The sequence below is a fragment of the Actinoplanes aureus genome (genome assembly GCF_015704865.1).
Taxonomy (GTDB): domain Bacteria; phylum Actinomycetota; class Actinomycetes; order Mycobacteriales; family Micromonosporaceae; genus Actinoplanes; species Actinoplanes aureus.
On record NZ_JADQTO010000003.1, the window covers coordinates 553533 to 569929 of the forward strand.

General features: G+C 69.3%; 20 protein-coding genes. 9 read left to right on the forward strand and 11 right to left on the reverse strand.

What is annotated here, in order from left to right; genetic code table 11:
* Positions 1-20: 20 nt before the first annotated feature.
* The gene (locus tag I4J89_RS08425) at positions 21-626 is read right to left on the reverse strand and encodes a dihydrofolate reductase family protein (RefSeq protein ID WP_196413273.1); all 606 of its coding nucleotides are present in this window, start codon (positions 624-626) and stop codon (positions 21-23) included.
* A gap of 102 nt (positions 627-728) precedes the next feature.
* Here I4J89_RS08425 and I4J89_RS08430 point away from each other — a divergent pair, with 102 nt between their 5' ends.
* Together I4J89_RS08430 and I4J89_RS08435 are read left to right on the forward strand one after the other, a co-directional pair.
* Positions 729-1094 carry an ArsR/SmtB family transcription factor gene (locus I4J89_RS08430; protein ID WP_196413274.1) on the forward strand — a complete coding sequence of 122 codons (366 nt, stop codon included), beginning with the start codon at positions 729-731 and terminating at the stop codon, positions 1092-1094.
* Positions 1091-1573: an SRPBCC family protein gene (locus I4J89_RS08435; protein WP_196413275.1), complete on the forward strand. Its 483-nt coding sequence runs from the start codon at positions 1091-1093 to the stop codon at positions 1571-1573. The genes I4J89_RS08430 and I4J89_RS08435 overlap by 4 nt, the downstream gene beginning before the upstream one ends.
* Before the next feature lie 51 nt (positions 1574-1624).
* On the opposite strand, the gene I4J89_RS08440 is transcribed toward I4J89_RS08435, so the two are convergent.
* From I4J89_RS08440 to I4J89_RS08460, 5 genes are all read right to left on the reverse strand, one after another.
* Positions 1625-1819: a hypothetical protein gene (locus I4J89_RS08440; protein WP_196413276.1), complete on the reverse strand. Its 195-nt coding sequence runs from the start codon at positions 1817-1819 to the stop codon at positions 1625-1627.
* Between the two features lie 107 nt (positions 1820-1926).
* Positions 1927-2619: a VanZ family protein gene (locus tag I4J89_RS08445; RefSeq protein ID WP_196413277.1), complete on the reverse strand. Its 693-nt coding sequence runs from the start codon at positions 2617-2619 to the stop codon at positions 1927-1929.
* A 72-nt stretch (positions 2620-2691) separates the two neighbouring features.
* Complete coding sequence (locus tag I4J89_RS08450) at positions 2692-3429, reverse strand: VOC family protein (RefSeq protein WP_196413278.1); 738 nt, start codon at positions 3427-3429, stop codon at positions 2692-2694.
* Positions 3430-3461: 32 nt separating this feature from the next.
* Complete coding sequence (locus I4J89_RS08455) at positions 3462-4106, reverse strand: GNAT family N-acetyltransferase (RefSeq protein ID WP_230858503.1); 645 nt, start codon at positions 4104-4106, stop codon at positions 3462-3464.
* Between the two features lie 89 nt (positions 4107-4195).
* Positions 4196-5023, reverse strand: a complete 828-nt coding sequence (locus I4J89_RS08460; protein WP_373688106.1) for an SAM-dependent methyltransferase — start codon at positions 5021-5023, stop codon at positions 4196-4198.
* Between the two features lie 37 nt (positions 5024-5060).
* Here I4J89_RS08460 and I4J89_RS08465 point away from each other — a divergent pair, with 37 nt between their 5' ends.
* Positions 5061-5696, forward strand: a complete 636-nt coding sequence (locus I4J89_RS08465) for a carboxymuconolactone decarboxylase family protein (protein WP_230858504.1) — start codon at positions 5061-5063, stop codon at positions 5694-5696.
* 402 nt (positions 5697-6098) lie between these two features.
* Here the strand turns inward: I4J89_RS08465 and I4J89_RS08470 are convergent, their stop codons facing one another.
* A complete protein-coding gene (locus I4J89_RS08470) occupies positions 6099-7307 on the reverse strand; it encodes a helix-turn-helix domain-containing protein (RefSeq protein WP_196413280.1) in 1209 nt (402 codons plus the stop codon).
* A gap of 175 nt (positions 7308-7482) precedes the next feature.
* On the opposite strand from I4J89_RS08470, the gene I4J89_RS08475 reads away from it, so the two are divergent.
* The 6 genes from I4J89_RS08475 (at position 7483) to I4J89_RS08500 (ending at position 13255) form a co-directional block, all read left to right on the forward strand.
* The gene (locus tag I4J89_RS08475; protein WP_196413281.1) at positions 7483-7980 is read left to right on the forward strand and encodes a GNAT family N-acetyltransferase; all 498 of its coding nucleotides are present in this window, start codon (positions 7483-7485) and stop codon (positions 7978-7980) included.
* Positions 7981-8072: 92 nt separating this feature from the next.
* Complete coding sequence (locus tag I4J89_RS08480; RefSeq protein ID WP_196413282.1) at positions 8073-8282, forward strand: dodecin; 210 nt, start codon at positions 8073-8075, stop codon at positions 8280-8282.
* A 46-nt stretch (positions 8283-8328) separates the two neighbouring features.
* Positions 8329-8916 carry a hypothetical protein gene (locus I4J89_RS08485; protein ID WP_196413283.1) on the forward strand — a complete coding sequence of 196 codons (588 nt, stop codon included), beginning with the start codon at positions 8329-8331 and terminating at the stop codon, positions 8914-8916.
* A 197-nt stretch (positions 8917-9113) separates the two neighbouring features.
* Complete coding sequence (locus I4J89_RS08490; RefSeq protein ID WP_196413284.1) at positions 9114-10850, forward strand: discoidin domain-containing protein; 1737 nt, start codon at positions 9114-9116, stop codon at positions 10848-10850.
* Positions 10847-12109, forward strand: coding sequence for a DUF1996 domain-containing protein (locus I4J89_RS51430; RefSeq protein ID WP_196413285.1), 1263 nt, complete (start codon positions 10847-10849; stop codon positions 12107-12109). The genes I4J89_RS08490 and I4J89_RS51430 overlap by 4 nt, the downstream gene beginning before the upstream one ends.
* A 138-nt stretch (positions 12110-12247) precedes the next feature.
* Positions 12248-13255, forward strand: a complete 1008-nt coding sequence (locus tag I4J89_RS08500) for a LacI family DNA-binding transcriptional regulator (protein ID WP_196413286.1) — start codon at positions 12248-12250, stop codon at positions 13253-13255.
* 152 nt (positions 13256-13407) lie between these two features.
* On the opposite strand, the gene I4J89_RS08505 is transcribed toward I4J89_RS08500, so the two are convergent.
* The 4 genes from I4J89_RS08505 to I4J89_RS51925 form a co-directional block, all read right to left on the reverse strand.
* Positions 13408-14253: a formate/nitrite transporter family protein gene (locus I4J89_RS08505; protein ID WP_196413287.1), complete on the reverse strand. Its 846-nt coding sequence runs from the start codon at positions 14251-14253 to the stop codon at positions 13408-13410.
* 49 nt (positions 14254-14302) lie between these two features.
* Positions 14303-15406 carry a PheS-related mystery ligase SrmL gene (gene srmL, locus I4J89_RS08510; RefSeq protein WP_196413288.1) on the reverse strand — a complete coding sequence of 368 codons (1104 nt, stop codon included), beginning with the start codon at positions 15404-15406 and terminating at the stop codon, positions 14303-14305.
* Between the two features lie 364 nt (positions 15407-15770).
* Positions 15771-15911 (reverse strand): hypothetical protein, encoded by a 141-nt coding sequence (locus I4J89_RS49400; protein ID WP_230858505.1) that lies wholly within the window; start codon positions 15909-15911, stop codon positions 15771-15773.
* On the reverse strand, positions 15880-16128 hold the full coding sequence (locus I4J89_RS51925; protein ID WP_373688107.1) for a phosphotransferase: 249 nt from the start codon (positions 16126-16128) through the stop codon (positions 15880-15882). The genes I4J89_RS49400 and I4J89_RS51925 overlap by 32 nt, the downstream gene beginning before the upstream one ends.
* Positions 16129-16397: the final 269 nt, after the last annotated feature.

Genomic DNA, 16397 nt, shown 5'->3' on the forward strand with positions numbered 1-16397 from the left:
ACTTTCAACGCGACGGGTTCTCACGCCCCCATTTCGCCGACAGCGGGCGTGCCCGATTCCAGGCCGTAACGCAGGAACACCGCACCCTTCGGCGAGGTGACCGCCGGTTCCAGCAGCTTCAGGTTGGCGGGCACCTCACCGCCGCCGAACACCTTCTTGCCGACGCCGAGCACGATCGGGTAGATCCACAGGTTGAGCCGGTCGAAGAGCCGCTCGTGCAACAGCGTCTGCACCAGGTTCAGGCTGCCGATCACGTGGACGTGCTGGTGCTTGTCGCGCAACTCTCGCACCGCGCTCACCAGGTCGGGTCCAAGGTGGGTCGAGTCCGCCCAGCTCAGATCCGGTTCGCCGCGCGAGGCGACGTACTTCGGAATGCTGTTCAGGCGATTGGCGGTCTCGTCGCTCTGGTGCGGCCAGTACCCGGCGAAGATGTCGTAGGTCCGGCGCCCCAGCAGCAGGGCGTCCATGCCCCGCATCCCGTCGCCGACCTGCTGGCCGACGGTCTCGTCGATCAGCGGCGCCTGCCATCCGCCGAACGGGAAACCCTCCGGGTCCTCCTCGCGACCACCCGGCGCCTGGCCGACCAGATCGAGCGTCGTGAACAGGTCGATGTGGATCAAGCCCATGGTGTCCTCCTCGTTGTGTTACCAGGTTTTCCCTTCAGACCGGCGCGGGCTCGCAAATTCATCGCATAGGCGGAAGCGTAACCAGTAGGTTACGCTTCCGGGGTGGATGACGTGGCCGCGGCGATCGCCGACCCGGTTCGGCGGGCGATTCTGGAGCTGCTCCGGGAGCAGCCGCTGCCCGCGCGCCGGATCGCCGAGCGCTTCCCGATCAGCCGGCCGGCCGTCAGCCGGCACCTGCGGGTGCTGCGTGAGTGCGGCCTGGTCCGCGACATCCCCGCCGGGCGCGAGCGCCACTACCACCTGGACCCGTCCCGGTTCGGCGAGCTCAGCGCCTGGCTCTCCGGATTCACTTCCCGCGCCGCGGTGTGGGGCCAGCGGCTCGACGCGCTGGAGACCGAGGTTCATCGCACCCGCCGCGACCGCCGCCGGGGCGGCGCGGCTCCCGACCGACTGGAGGACACCGCGTGACCACCACACCGACCGGACAGGTCGACGGCGACAAACTGATTTTGACCAGGATCTTCCGGGCCGACATCGACGATGTCTGGGCCAGCGTCACCGATCCGGAGAGGACCGCGAGGTGGTATGGCGCCTGGAAAGGCGACGCGGCACCGGGCCGCACGATTCAAGTGCAGATGGTGTACGAGGAAGGCGCGCCCTGGACACAGATGCGCATCGACGCCTGCGAACCGCCGAGCCGGCTCTCCCTGTCCAGCATCGGCATGCCCGAGGAGTGGCGCCTCGACCTGCTGCTCAGCCACGCCGACGGCCGCACCGAGCTACGTTTCGTGCACCACCTGACGCCCTCCGACGGCGTCGGCGAGGTCGGCCCCGGCTGGGAGTACTACCTGGACCTGCTGGTCACGTCCCGCGACGGCGGAGCGCAGCCCGACTTCGGCGACTACTACCCGGCCATGAAGGCGTACTACGAGGGCCTGACCACCTGAGGCGCCCGACGGAGCCCTGAGCGGTCAGCGCCGCGTCATCGTGTGTGTGGATCAGCCGCTTCGCCGGTTGCCGTACTGGCGAGGGCTCTGGACCGTGCCGGAGCGGACCGGGCGCTGGCCCTGGGTACCCATGGCGGGATTGGCAGCCGTCTTACCTTTGGCTCGGCGCGCCGCCCGGTTGGCGAAGGGCTCGGGCGACTCCTCGGCTTCCGGTTCGGTGTTGCCGTCCGCGGCGGATTCGGTCATCGGTGCCTCCTTGGTGCTGTTCAGGACCGGACAACGTACGTCCGTAACTGAACTCTAGTCGCGGCGCTGCTCGGCACGCCGCCGGTACAGAGGGTGAGGCCCCCGGACTACCGATGTACGAGCGGTTCGGGGCGCGGCACCTGCGCCGTAGTGCGCCACCAGCGGCGTGACGCCAGGCCGGCCAGCACGGCGCCGGCGGCGTTGACCAGCACGTCGTCGACGGAGGACACCCGGTCGAGCCGCAGCACGTACTGTGCGGTTTCGACCAGGACCGAGCAGCCGGCCGCGAGCGCCAGGATGCGCGGGACGGACGCCAGCGCCGCGAATCGCATCGGGGCGAAGAACCCCAGCGCCGCGAAGATCAGCAGGTTGCCGCCGATCCCGATCGGCCCCATCGTGACCAGATCCCGCAGCGGGACCAGACTCACCCGGCCGGAGACGATGCCGGCTCCCGGGCCCGGCATCATGGTGAGCCATACGAGCGGCACCGTCCCGTAGACCATGCCGACCTCGGCCAGCGACGTCCGCCACGCCGAGGTGCCGCCTGCGGCGCGCCGGAACCGCGCCAGCGCCCACACCACCAGAGCGGCCAACGGCAGGCCCACCAGCATCATGAGCAGCACACCGTTCTCCGTGTCGTAGCAGCCGTGCCACCGTCCGGCCAGGCACCTCGGAGCCGACATCAGGAGTGGCCGCCGCACGGCGTACGCGATGATCGCCACCCCCGCGATCGCCAGGCCGACCAGCACGAACCCGCGGGTGCGGCGGGGTGCTGGTGACAGGGTTGCGCCTCGGTTCATGCCGCTATTGAAGCCGGAAGATCGTATCGCTCGCGTACGCGATCTTCTTATGCCCGCGATACAAACTTCGCGTCAGTGCGGGGCGAGAACGCAGAACAGGTTGCCCTCCGGGTCGGCCAGGACATGCCACGAAACCTCGCCCTGGCCGACGTCGGCGTCGGTGGCGCTCAGAGCCCGGAGCCGGGCCACCTCCGCCTCTTGATCATCGCCGGGGTACGGCACCACATCGAGATGAATGCGATTCCACCCGGTCCTCGGGCCGGACGTGCGGAGGAACTCCAGGTACGGGCCGACGCCCTTGGCCGAACGCAGCCGCGCGTGATCGTCGGTCACCTCGTGCAGGGTCCAGTCCATCGCCTCGTCCCAGAACCGGGCCATCGCCCGCGGATCGCCGCAGTCGACCACCACCGCGGCGATCGGCCCGGTGTCCCGGTAGATCTCCCGGGGCTCCAGCACGCAGAACACGTTGCCCTCCGGGTCGGCCAGGACGGTCCACGGGACGTCGCCCTGGCCGACGTCGGCGGGCGTCGCACCGAGATCCTTCAGGCGCGCGACCAACTCGGCCTGATGGGCCGCCGAGGTGGTGGCGAGATCGAGGTGCACGCGGTCCCGCACCGTTTCGGGGTCGGGGACAGCGATGACGTCGATGGAGACGGCGGCCGGGTCGGGCCAGACGAAGCCCGCGGGTCCCACGGCGGTCACACCGGGTCGCTCGGCGAAGACATCCCAGCCGAGCGCCGCCGCCCAGAACCGGCCGAGCGCCGAGTTGTCCCGGGCCTTGAAATTCACCTGACCGAGCCGCAGTGCCATGCCGCCGATCCTATGCGCGGCTGACGGCGGTCCTACCGCGAGGACCACCAGGTTGACGGTGCCGCGGAGGTGAAGCCGAGGGACTCGTACAGCGGCTTGCCCAGCCGCGAGGCGGTGAGGGTGACCGGCAGCGCGGCGAGGGGTGCGAGCGAGCCGAGCATCACCGCCCGCCCCACCCCGCGGGAGCGGAACTTCGACGGCGTACCGACCCAGTAGTGGCTGCCGAATCCGTTGTCCACAACGGTCACGCACGCCCCGGCGACCTCACCGTCGAGCCGGGCGACGAACACGTCCACACCCGGCTCCTCCAGCAGAGCCATGGGGAACATCTCGCCACCCCGGTAAGGCTCGAACCGGGTCAGCTCGAAGCCGGCGATCACGGCCCGCTCAGCCGCGTGCAGATCCTCCTCGTGCCGCACCCGGATGACGTCCACCGCCGGCCGCGCGACCGGACCGGGCGGGCGCAGCATGACCGGCATCTGCCAGCTGCGCAGGCCCAGGTGGCTCAACTCGGTCGCGCTGAACGGGTCTTCGGCGTCCACCGGGCCGGGGGCGCGGTGCGCCAGCTCGGCGATCTCGGCAAGCTCGTCGGCGGCCAGGCCGGGCTGCTGAAGGAGGATACGCAGGCCGGCACGCTCATCGCCGGCAACGGCGAGGAAGCCGGCGCGCCGGATCACGTCGTGCCCGCGGGCGCGCCCGGTCGCGGCCCAGAAGGCGGCCGAGTTGCGGGCTTGGCGCAGCGGTGCCTCGGCGAGGCCGGCGGCGTTCAGAGCGGGCTTCTCGTCGTTCGTGCGACTGCCCCGTAGCCGGTGGCTTCGGCGGGGGTGGGACGAGGTCCCGGCTGCGGCCGCCAGTCGGAGACCGAGACGATGCCCGGTTCCAGTACCTCGAGACCGTCGAAGAAGCGCGAGACCTCCGCCAACGGGCGGGGACAGAACATCGGCTTGATGCCCTTGTTCACCGCGTCCATGGCGGCGATCGTCTCCGCGTCGAGCGGGTCGAACGTCGCATGCGACAGCACCAGGTAACTGCCGGCCGGCAGCGCGGCGACCAGCTGCCGCACGATGTCGTACGGATTCTCCTGGTCCTCGACGAAATGCAGGAGGGCCACGAGCAGCAGCGCGACCGGCTGCGAGAAGTCCAGCGTGCTCCGCAGGGTCGGATCGGCGAGGATCTTCTCCGGGGTTCTCGCGTCGGCGTCGATGTAGGCGGTGGCGCCTTCCGCGGAGCTGGTCAGCAGCGCCCGGGCATGCACGAGCACGAGCGGGTCGTTGTCGACATAGACGATCCGCGACTCGGGGGCGATCCGCTGCGCGACGTCGTGCACGTTGTCGGCGGTCGGCAGTCCGGTGCCGATGTCCAGGAATTGCCGGACGCCCGCCTCGGCGGCGAGGAACCGCACCGCCCGCTGCATGAAGGCACGGTTCTCCCGGGCGGCGGTGCGGATGTGGGGGAAGACCGCGGCGATCGCCTCGGCCGCGTCGCGGTCGGCCTGGAAGTTGTCCTTGCCGCCCAGCCAGTAGTCGTACCGGCGCGCGGGATGCGGTTTGGTCATGTCAATCCGGGCCGCGGCGTCTGAGCTGTCGGTACTCACCTGGATCCCCCTGTCGTCCATGGCGCGAGGCGGCCGATTGTACGAGATCCGGTCTGTGAGATCCATTCGTGTCCATCGTCGGGCGTGGACAGATCATCGCCTGTCGGCCGACACGGGATGGCCGTTCGGACGACGCTATCGGTGGCCGGACGTGATGACGTGGGGTGTGCCGCACATCGATTTGCCGCCACTGCCCGGGATCGCCGGTTTGCTGGCCGGCTACCCGCAGACCGCCGGTCCGCTCAACAGCCTCGCCGAGACCCTGTTGCGGGGTCCTTCGCCGCTCACCCCGGAGCAGCGGGAGACCATCGCCGCGTACGTGTCCCGCCGCAACGAATGCACCTTCTGCTTCCAGACCCACGACGCCGTGGCGCGGTGGTTGCGCCGCGATGACGGATCCGGCGCGACGGATTCCCTGATGACCGTGTTGCTGGCCATCGCGGACAAGGTGCGCGTGGACGGCCGATCGGTGACCGCCGACGACATCGAACAGGCCCGCGCGGCCGGGGCCGACGACCGAACCATTCACGACACCGTGCTCATCGCGGCTGCGTTCAGCATGTTCAACCGATATGTGGACGGACTCAACACCTTCACCCCGACGGATCCGGGCGATTACGAAAGGCATGCCCGCGCGCTGGCCGAGAACGGCTACCTGCGACCGCCGATCTGAGCAGCGTCTGCCTATCAGTCACGCTTCTTCGGGGTACGCGTAATCGCCGTCCCGCCGAAGCCCGACCCGTCCCCGCCCTCCCACCGCGAGCCAGGCTTGCCGCCCAGGCCCCAGCGCGCCCGCCGGGAAACACCATCCCGCCGGCGAAACGTGGTTCATCAGGTGCGCTGGAGCGCCCTCGTTCAACCGCACAACCGCCGGATACTCCCAGGGCGCCTGGGTCAGGTTCGTAGCTACTGCCACGAACTTGACCCGGTGTGCAATTTCCGCACCGAGGACCTGTGCAGGCTGCGCCGGCCCGTGGAGGATCGCGACGTGTCGGCACTTCTTCTACACGCCCGGAACCGACCTCGGCTACATGCCGGAGGTGACCGCCTTCCTTGCGGAAATCCTCATCGAGGATTAGCGCACCGGGCGGGCAATGCGAGCGCGGGCATACCTGTGTGCCTCCTGCCATGCCGCGGTATCCACGTCCGACAGATCGTGCGCCGCAACGAAGCGAATTCTGGTGAACCGATGAAGGCCGAACGGGAATGAGCTAGGGCCGTATACTTCGAACAGCAGTTGAAAATTCCTGGCTCCGTCGAGCTTGTCCGCCGCGTCTTCGAGCGACTGCAGGCCGGCGGCCGACAACAGGAGATCGACAGCCCGCGTGCCGATCCCGTTGGCACCTTCGAATACAGTGAGGTGCGGAGTGGCTCGATGTGCGCGAACCAGATCCGGAAATCTCGGATCCAGAAAGTTGGGCAATCGGCTGACGATCAGATAGTTGTTGTACGGCACGGCGAGATGCCTGCCGTTCACCGAAACGGAATCCTCGGATGGAATGGTCTGAACCTCGGGTGACGCCGTTTGACTGTCCACCAGCGGCCAAATCTGGTCCTCGACGGCGCCGACGTGCTCCATCGAATAGCCGACATGCATGGAGTCCGCGACGCTCGGATCGTCCTCGTTCGAAACTCCCCACCACCTGAGGGGGACTACCGCGTCCCTGCGGCGCGTCAGTTGCCGAGTCGACGGACCCTCGAACTCCCACGCTATGGACGTTTCCTGAGTCGACGTCGGCCCACCCGCGACAACGATGTCGCCTGCCAGTTGCAGGCCGATGTTAGGGCGGAATTCGTCGACCGAGATGTTTCGCGACTCAAGTGCGGCAGCAATAGCAACGCCCGCCGCCCAGTTGTCAGGATGGTAGCGTCCCGGCCCGTCATATCGGCGCCGGCCCAGCGCGTAGTCGAAGAGTGGGGCGTCGCCACCGGACATCGCAGCCGGCGAGAAGAGCAAGCGGAACAGGTTCCGCGCGTCCCTGCCGGCCCTCGACTTCTCCCATACGATGTGCTTCGTGGCGTCGTAGAAGATATTCAGCGCTAAAACTCCGAGAATTGACGTGCCGGCCCTCAAGAGCGCTCGCCGGCTCAGTACGCTCTCGGACAGCTGTTCACGGAGTTTGCGACGGCGGTAGGCGGCAACGTACTCGGGGCGGATCTGAAACTTCCCGGCTAATTTGACAGCCGGAAGCTCGCCCGACCTTATCAACTCACGGACGTCTTCCGTCTTGACCCCGAGAATTCGCGCGGCGTCTCCCGTGGTCAGATTGTTGCTCCGTGCCATTCGAGCACCCTTGATAAAGATCAGTGATCTCAAACGAGGTTGGGGGAGATTACTTCCCGGATGCTACCGGCGATGACCTGATGGCGGCCACAGGCGACTGCCTCCGGCTGGCGCGTGGCCCGGCCGTGAACCCACGGACTGATCTTCCTGATCGACTCATGCAAGAATCCGTAGCGTGACGAAGGTGAATGTCAGGCCGATGTTTCCGGAGGAGTTCGACGAATGGCAGACCGAATTCGCCGCCGCCTACGCACAGGAGCAGGTTTCGGCCGGCACCTGGACGGCCGAAGAGGCCCTCACCCGGGCTAGGGAAAGCAACGCGTCCCTACTGCCGCGGGGGTTGGCCACTCCCGACATGATCATCCTGACCGGTGTACTGGCCGACGACACACCGATCGGACGGCTCTGGATCTCCCTGACGCACCCACGCGGCGTCCGGCACTGCGCCTTCCTCTACCTCATCGAGGTGGCCGAGGAACACCGGGGCCAAGGTCTGGGGCGAGCACTGCTCACCGCCGCGGAGGCGGCCGCTCGAGAACACGGCGCCCGCGCTCTCGAGCTCAACGTGTTCGCGTCGAATACCTCCGCGATCAGCCTCTACCGCACCGCCGGCTATCAGGTCACCACCCAGCGGATGCGCAGAGACCTGACAGGCGTTACCGGTAAGCGCTGAACCGGCGCGAACGCTCGCGGGTGTCCGGCCGGTGGGAGAGGCTGTGAGGGCGCGGCGTCACCGGGGCGCCCGCGGAGCTACGGGAGGCTGTCGTGAGCAACCACGTGTACCGGCTCAGTGAGATCGTCGGGAGCAGTCCGACAAGCGTCGACGACGCGATTCGTACCGCTATCCGGAAAGCGGCCCAGACGGTGCGCAACATCGAGTGGTTCGAGGCCAAGGAGATCCGTGGGCAGGTGGTCGACGGCGACGTCGCGCACTACCAGGTGTTGCTGAAGATCGGATTCCGGGTCGAGGACTGACGCGTTCCGGCGATGCGCGCCGCCCGCGGCCGGTAACGTCCGAGGGGTGATCACCGTGCCCGCCGGCAGCAGCCTCACTCTGCGCTGCCCGGACACGCAGGAGATCGTCCTGGTCACCCTGGCCGAGTCGCGGGCGCCGTTCATCGCCGAACTGCCGCCGATCCCGGTGCTGAGCCTCGACGGCCCGGGTGTCCGGCGCTTCGGGATCCTCGAACTGGTCACCGCGTCCGGCGTGACGTTCGTCGAGGCCGAACTGCGTGACGACCTGCTGCGGGTGCTCGGTGACGCGCCGACCGGCGTGGTCCAGCGGCGGGCGGCGGCGCGCAAGGCCGGGCCGTACCCGGCGACCGGCACCGTGCAGGTCGAGACCGCCGGGCGCCGCGGTCTGGTCGCGGTCACCGGCCGGGTCGAGGACATCTCCACCGAGGGCGTGCTGCTGCGCGCCACCGCGGCCGACGAGCGGCCGTCGCTGCCGTCCGGGATCGAGCGGACGTTGCTGCACGTCGCCATGCCGTGGGGTGAGCTGACCGCGGCGGTCACCACCGTCGACCAGCGCGCCGATCTGCTGCGCGGCCGGTTCGAGTGGATCGACCCGGCCGGCATGGACGCGCTGGCCGAGTTCTGCCGGCCGTAGGTTCCGGAACTCAACTCCTCTTCCGCCGCGAGTAGCGCAGTGACCTGCGCCAATGCTCGGAACCGGTTCCGGGGAAGCGCTTCACCGTCATTGACAGCGCTCAGCGCCCGGTTCAAAGTGACCTCCAATAGAGCGCTTTCACGATTTCGTTCCCTCCGTGAAACCGCGGTGTCACATTCCCCCGAGGAGTTCCCCACATGACCGTTCAGGTTTCGGATCCACCGAGGAGCCGGCGCCGGCTGCTGATGCTGGCCGCCGCGCTCGGCGGCCTGCTCACCTCGTTCCTGGCCGTCACCGCGGGCGACGCCGACGCCGCCGAGGTGGTCGTCTCGCAGAACAAGCCGGTCACCGCTTCGTCCGTCGAATGGGCCGGCACCCCCGCCTCGGCCGCGGTCGACGGCAACACCGGCACCCGCTGGTCCAGCGCGTTCGCCGCGAGCCAGTGGTTCCAGGTCGACCTGGGCACCGCCACCGCGGTCAGCCGGGTCGCGATCAACTGGGAGGGCGCCTACGCCAGGGCGTTCACCATCCAGCTGTCCACCGACGGCGCTTCGTGGAACCAGGCGTACGCGACGACCACCGGCACCGGCGGGCAGCAGAGCATCCCGGTCTCCGGCACCGCCCGCTACGTACGGATCAACCTCACCCAGCGCGCCCTGGAGATCTACGGCTACTCGTTCTGGGAGTTCCAGGTCTTCGCCGGCGGCACCACGCCCACCTCGCCGACGCCCACCGCCTCGCCGAGCAACCCCGGCGGCACCCGGCTGCTCTCCTACGCCAAGCCGGCCCGCGCCTCGACGGAGCAGAACGACCCGCAGTGCAACCCGTGCACCGCGGACAAGGCGTTCGACAACGACCCGGCCAGCCGCTGGGCCACCAACCCGACCGGCGGCTGGGTCGACCCCGGCTGGATCCAGGTCGACCTCGGCGCGACCGCGCAGATCAGCCAGGTCGTCCTGCAGTGGGACCCGGCGTACGCGCGCTCCTACCAGATCCAGGTCTCCGGCGACGGAACCAACTGGACCTCCATCTACTCGACGACCACCGGTGACGGCCTGAAGGACGTCATCAACGCCACCGGCACCGGCCGCTACGTGCGGATGTACGGCACCGCCCGCAGCAGCGCGTACGGCTACTCGCTCTGGGAGTTCAGCGTGTACGGAACCGGCGGCAACCCGACCGCACCGCCCGCCAAGCCCGCCGATCCGACCTTCCCGGCCACCCGCCTGGTGTTCTCCGACGAGTTCAACGGCGCGGCCGGTAGCAAGCCGGACACCGCGAAGTGGACCTACGACCCCGGCTTCCCGCAGAACGGCGAGGTCCAGTACTACACGGCGGACAGCGCCAACGCCGCCATGAACGGCACCGGCGCCCTGGTCATCGAAGCCCGCCGGGAGGCCTCGAACGGCCGCGACTACACCTCGCACCGGATGAACACCAGCAACAAGTTCCACGTCCAGTACGGCCGGATCGAGGCGCGGATCAGAGTGCCGAAGGGCAACGGTCTGTGGCCGGCGTTCTGGATGATGGGCGACGACTTCCTGCAGGGCCGCCCGTGGCCGTACAACGGCGAGATCGACATCATGGAGGTCCTCGGCCGGAACACCAGTGAGGCCTACTCGACGCTGCACGCCCCGGCCTACAACGGTGGCGGCGGCTACGGCCAGAAGTACGCCACCCCGGACCTGTCGCTGGACTTCCACACCTACGCGGCCGAATGGGACAGCAAGGGCATCCGCTTCTTCCTGGACAACCAGCTGGTCTTCACCGCGAACAAGGAGACCGTGGAGAACACCCGCGGCCCGTGGATCTTCGACCACAAGTTCTATCTGATCCTGAACCTGGCCGTCGGCGGCGACTTCCCCGGCCCGATCGACGCCACCACCCCGTTCCCGAGCCGGATGCTCGTCGACTACGTGAGGGTGTACCAATGAGGCGCCTGTTCGCCGGCGCAGCGGCCGCCGTCCTCGCCGCCTACCTGCTGGTGAACGCCTCGGGCGCGAGTGCCGCCGACACCCTGCTGTCACAGGGCCGGACGGCCACCGCCTCGTCGGTGGAGAACGCCGCCTTCCCGGCGTCCAACGCCGTGGACGGCAACACCGGCACCCGCTGGTCCAGCGCGTTCAGCGACCCGCAATGGCTGCAGGTCGACCTCGGCGCGAGCGCCACGATCACCTCGGTCGTGCTGGACTGGGAGTCCGCGTACGCCCGCTCCTTCAGCCTGCGGACCTCGGCCAACGGGCAAAGCTGGACCACGATCCACAACACCACGACGGGTACGGGCGGACGGCAGACGATCAATGTCAGCGGCACCGGCCGTTACGTGCGACTGGAAACCACCGTCCGCGCCACGCAGTGGGGTGTGTCGCTCAAGGAGTTCCAGGTGTTCGGCAGCGGGGGAGGCGGCGGCGGTACGCCGACCATCCCGCCGGGCGCGGTACGGGTGGCCGAGTTCCTCGCCGACTGCCCGTTCAGCCACCGGCTCCCGGACGACCCGATCATCTTCCCGAACCTGCCGGGCGCCTCGCACATGCACAGCTTCTTCGGCGCCACCAACACCAACGCCTACAGCACGGTCGACACGCTGCTCAACGCGAACAGCAACTGCAACCCGTCGATCGACAAGTCCTCGTACTGGATCCCCACCATGTACCAGGACAACGTGCCGGTCGAGCCGGTCACCGGCATCTTCTACTACCTCGGTGAGGGTGTCCGGGACGACCTGATCGCACAGACCCAGCCGCTGCCGCTGGGCCTGCGCATCGTCGCCGGCAACGCGAAGGCGACCGGTCCGGCCGACAACACCATCTCGCGCTGGTCGTGCCTGCACGCCGGGCACGTCGGCTCCTCGTCCGACTTCGTCAACTGCCCGGCCGGCACGATGCTGGAGTCGTACCTGGACTTCCCGCACTGCTGGAACGGCCGTGACCTGGACTCGGCCGACCACAAGAGCCACATGGCGTACCCGGTGGGCAACGCCTGCCCGGCCAGCCACCCGGTGGTCGTGCCGAAACTGCGGCAGGTCATGCGGTACCCGGTCAACGGGAACCCGGCCCGGCTGCGGCTGGCCTCCGGCGGCGGGTACACGATGCACGGCGACTTCTTCAACGCCTGGCCGGTGGAGGAGATGGCGCGCCGGGTGAACGACTGCATCCGCCCGATCATCAAGTGCGGTGTCGACGGACGGCCCTGATACAACAGTGGGCGTGATCTCGAAACCGGGCCGCGGGGGGCGCCCCCCCCCCCCGGGGAAGGTGGGCGCCCCCGCCGGGGGGGGCCCGGGCCCCCAGGGGTTATCTCTAAACCGGGCCGCGGCGCCCACCATCCGACCATGGATCTGGTGGCCGCCGCGGCGGGCGTCTCCCGGGCCACCGTGTCCCGCGTGATCAACGGCGCGGCCAACGTGGCACCCGAGATCCGCGACGCGGTCCAGCGTGCGATCACCAGGACGGGGTACGTGCCGAACGTCGCCGCCCGCAGCCTGGTGACCCGGCGCTCCAACTCGGTGGCCCTGGTGATCAGCGAGCCGGACCGGCCGGACGACCACTCATTCCTGAACCGGATCTTCACCGACCCGTACTTCGGCCGGGTCACCGCGGGCGCGACCGGCGCGCTGCGCCCGCACGACGTGCACCTGGTGGTGGTGCCCACCGACTCGGCCGACCACCACCAGGTGGTCCGCTACCTGCGGCAGGGCCACGTCGACGGGGTGCTGCTGATCAGCAGCCACGGCGACGACCCGCTGCCCGGCCAGGTCCTGGCGCTCGGCATCCCGGCGGTGCTGTCGGCCCGGCCGCCGGGCCCGCTGTCGGTCAGCTACGTCGACGTGGACCAGCGGCTTGGCGCCCAGCTCGCCGCCCAGCACCTGCTCGATCGCGGCTGCCGCCGGCTGGCCACGATCAGCGGCCCGCTCGACATCCCGGCGGGCGCCGAACGCCTCGACGGCTTCCGCTCCTACCTGGCCGGCCACGGCCTGCCCGAGGTGCCGGCCGTCGTCGGCGACTTCACCCGGGCCGGCGGCGAGGCGGCCGCCCACCGGCTACTCGCCGAGCACCCCGACCTGGACGGCCTCTTCGTGGCAAGCGACCTGATGGCCGAGGGCGCGCTGCGCGCCGTGCAGGACCTGGGCCGGCGGGTGCCGGATCAGGTGGCGGTGGTCGGCTTCGACGACAGCAGCGCCGCCCTCGAATGCCGGCCGCCACTCACCACGGTCCGCCAGCCGGTCGAGGAGATGGCCGCGGAGATGGCCGAGCTGCTCATCGCCCACATCGACGAGCCCGGCCGCCTGCCCCGCTCAGTGATCTTCCAGCCGACCGTGGTGGTCCGCGAATCCGCCTGACCAGCTCAGGCAAGCTCCGTGCTGTTTCCCGGCGGCCGCGCTGGGGCCGTGTGCGGCTGCTTGCCGGCGCTGGGAGAGCGGGGACGGGACGGCTTCGGCGGGACGGGCGGTTACCGTACCCCGAAGAAGCGAGACCGGGAAGCGGACCTCCGTCAGTCATGGTCCTTTGAAGGTGTCGCCTGGTTCGGCTGGTCGTCGCGCAGATACATGTACCAGTACGTGGTCGCTACGAACACGACCGCGCCGACGAGGTTTCCGGCGAAGGCGAAGACCCAGTTGCGGACCGTGTCGTCCCAGTCGAGGTCCGGGACGCCGGCGAAGATCGCGGCCGGCAGGAAGAACATGTTGGCGATCAGGTGGTCGAAGCCCATCGCCACGAAGGCCATGATCGGGAAGAAGATGCCGAGGATCTTTCCGGAGACCTGGTCCGAGGCCAGCGAGATCCATACCGCGAGGCACACCAGCCAGTTGCAGCCGAGCGCGCGCAGGAAGATCTGCCAGTTGCTCTCGTGCACGGCCTTCGCCTCGGCGATCACGGCCAGCCGCTCGTAGGCCAGCGCGCCCGGGCTGCCGGCCTCGCTGCCGATGTCACCGATCACGCCGGTCTGCACGGCGAGGAAGTAGGCGACGAACACCGCACCGGCGAGGTTGCCGATCAGCACCAGGGAGAAGTTTCTCAGCACGTCGGCCCAGGACAGCCGGCCCTGCATGGCGCTGAGCGGAACCAGCAGCATGTTGCCGGTGAGCAGGTGCGAACCGGCGATCAGGACGAGTACCAGACCCAGCGTGAACGCCGCGCCGGTGAACAGCGTCGGCAGGCTGCCCCAGAGTTCGGGGTCGAGCCCGGCCGACACGGTGATGGCGACCAGCCCGCCGAACGCGATGTAGGTCCCGGCGAGGAAGGAACCCACGAGCGTCTTGTCCCACCGCAGTTCGGCCTTCTTCACGCCGACCGTCACGGCGGCGCGGGCGACTTCCTGCGGTTCCTTGGCAGCCATCGCGAGTCTCCTGTCCGTTCTCCTACGCCGATACCCGCCGACGAGGCGCTTACTCTCCGGACGGGTGGTGCAGCGCGGCGTGGATCCGGTCGCGCAGCCGGTTCGCCAGGGGCACCGGGATCGACCGCGCGGGCGCGCGCAGCACCACGCGTACCAGAAGATTCACCTGGCCAGGCCCGATGCGCAGCCGGTCCGCCGCGGCCGGCGGCAGCAGTGCCGCCGGTGTGGCCGACAGGATCCGGACCTGTTCCACCAGGTCCGCGTCCGCGCCGAGCGCGTCCCGGACCCGGTCCCCGGCGAGTTCGTCGTCGAGCACCTCGTCGCAGGCCACCGAGACGTCGCGCCGGGCCGCCGGTTGCGCCGACACCGGCCGGTACGGGTCCAGACCCAGCATCTGCCCGGCGATGCGCGGATCAGCAGCGCGCAGCAGCCGGATGTCGTCGATCCCCTTGCGCAGCATGAGAAGCCGGTCCAGGCCCAGCCCCATCGCCAGCCCCGACGCCCCGGCCAGGCCCGCACCGGCGAGGACACCGGGATGCGCCAGCCCGCACTCGCCGACCTCGACCCATTGCCCGTCCGCTGCGGCCACCTCGATCTCGCCGCCCGCCGTGGTGTACGGGTGCACCGCCGGAATCGTCCGCCACGCCCGCCCTGGCAGTACCGCGGCCAGCACCCCGGCGACCATCTCGTCCAGGTCACCCACGGTCAGCGCGGCGCCGGAGGTGCGGATCCGCCACAGGTCGGCCTGGTGCGGCATGCCGGTGTGCAACCGATCGATGACGTCCCGCCGGTACACCATTCCCGCCGCGACGACGAGCACGTCGGCGACCGGTCGCCGCGCGAGACGGCGCAGCACCGGCGGGATCAGCGCGGACGTCTGAGTGCGCAGCAGCCGGTCCGGAGCCACGTACCGCGTGTACCGGCGGTCGCGGGCCGCGGCACCGGCCGGATAGCCGAGCCGGTCGTAGTTGTCGGCGACGGACACGATCCGCTCGCCGCGTTCCCACAGCGTGCCGATGTCCCATCGCGCGGCCAGGTGCCTGCCTGCGGCGACGACCAGGGTTTGCAGAGCGTGCGGTCCGCCGGCGGGATCGGTCAGGTCCCGCACGGCCAGGTCGGCGGCGAGCGCGGCGGGGGAGAGGTGGGTGTGCATCGGAGTGCTCCGTTCCGGGGGTGGGGCGCCCACCGGCCGGAGATCCGCGAAACGGAAACGGCCGCCCGGTGGGCGGCCGTTGAAGGGTGACGTGGGTACGCGTCAGCGGGCCGCCGAGTGGCGACCGAAGAAGCGCGGCGCGTACTGCATGGCTCCATCATGCGCGCGTGGGGGCGGGCGGTAAATCGCATTACCGCGCGCTGTTCCCGGCGGTGAGGCAAGGTCCTGAAGCGCCAAACCCGCACGGTGGCCGGCTGATCGCCTTGTCGGCGCTCCCCGTCATCGGCGCATTCTGGGCTGTTGCGGCCTACGCCACCACCGCCTGAGCGCAAAACCCGACATCGTCCTCTGTAGCGCTCAGCGACTAGCCGAACGTTCCAAGAGCGGTGAATCGAGCGTCCAGATCATCGACCCATTGCGCCGGCGTGCGACGGTCCGGCGACGCGACCCCGGCCTCGGCCTGCCACAACGCATCACCCAGAACGGTGCGCAGGTGCCAAGCCATGATCCGGTCCTCGTCCAATGACAAGACGCAGCCGCAGCGACTCGCGATCCCAGAGGTGATTGTCGCCGTGGAAGTCGCCGTGCACCAGAACGGTCCGGCCGGGCGCCGCGAGTACCTGGTCGGCCCAATCGCACCAGATCAGCACCCGGTCCCGTTGATCGGATCGGATCAGCGCCCCGAATCGGGCACGAAGCGTGTTCGCCGAGGCATCCGCCATCGGCCCGCCGTGCGGGTGGCTCAGCCCAGGCGAACTTCACGACGAATCGGCCATCGACTACGGCACTGGCCGCGCACCATTGCGGATCATCACTCGGCTCCGGCCCTCGAGGCACGATCGTGCCGTCGGCCAGCTCCGGCGCCACCATGCGCAGCGCCACACGCAACGCGTCCACAGTCGGCTCTAGCCACGTCAATGCCATTCGTTCACCATGAACGATTACGTCGAGTGCGCGCACAGCCGTGTATTGGCACAAGAGTACGATGGGA